Here is a 1,211-nt window from a genome sequence, read left to right as displayed (position 1 = left end):
GCCAATCCTACTTCAGAACCTGTAGCGATCAGAATCAAATCTGGCAAGCCTTCACAGTCTTTCAAGATGTAACCACCACGCTCAATATTTGCAACTTGCTCTTTACTTCGCTCTTGGTGAACTAGGTTTTGCCGCGAGAAAATCAATGAAGATGGGCCATCGGCACGCTCAAGGGAATGCTTCCACGACACGGCTGACTCAACCGTATCACAAGGCCTCCAGCAGTTCATGTTAGGCGTTAGACGCAAACTTGAAATCTGCTCGACCGGCTGATGAGTTGGGCCATCTTCGCCCAGACCAATAGAATCATGTGTAAATACATAGATAGCACGCTGCTTCATGAGTGCAGACATACGTACAGCATTGCGTGCGTATTCCATAAAGATTAAGAAAGTAGCACCGTAAGGAACAAATCCGCCGTGTAAGGCGATGCCATTCATAATCGCAGCCATACCGAATTCACGAACGCCGTAATAAATATAGTTACCGGCCGCATCATTAGCTTCCAAGCCCTTACAGCCACTCCATAAAGTCAGGTTAGACGCAGCAAGATCAGCAGAGCCCCCCATTAATTCAGGAAGCATTGGACCAAACTGGTTCAAGGAATTCTGCGATGCCTTTCGGCTGGCAATCGTTGCACCATCTTCTTGCAACTGATTAATGTATTGATCTGCTTGTTTAGCAAAATCTTCTGGAAGCTCACCAGCTAAACGACGATTGAATTCGCTAGCAAGTTCTGGATATACCTCTGCGTATGCATCAAAACGAGCAGACCAATCTTTCTCAGCCTTGGAACCCGCTTCACGAGCATTCCAGCCATTATATATATCTTCGGGAATTTCAAAAGCACCATGAGCCCAGCCTAAGCGCTCACGAGTTGCAGCAATTTCATCATCACCCAACGGAGCACCGTGACAATCTTCTTTACCTTCTTTATTTGGCGAACCAAAACCTATTACTGTTTTACAGCAAATAATAGTTGGCTGAGTAGTATTACTTTTAGCTTCTTTAATGGCCGCCTCGATGGCATCAGCATCATGACCATCTACATTAGGAATAACTTGCCAGTTATAAGACTCGAAGCGCTTAGGTGTATCGTCAGAGAACCAACCTTCGACTTCACCGTCTATTGAAATGCCGTTATCATCATAAAAAAGTACCAATTTACCCAAGCCAAGCGTACCTGCTAAAGAACACACTTCGTGGGAAAT

Annotated in this window: 1 protein-coding gene; it reads right to left on the bottom strand. The window is 45.3% G+C overall.

What is annotated here, in order from left to right:
- Positions 1–1,211: transketolase (locus A3735_RS25270; RefSeq protein ID WP_304440023.1), on the bottom strand; the 1,211-nt coding region annotated here is incomplete at both ends.

The organism is Oleiphilus sp. HI0061 (genome assembly GCF_001635675.1).
The sequence above is the reverse complement of the archived record's forward strand: the minus strand, read 5'-3'. Positions and strand labels throughout refer to the sequence as shown.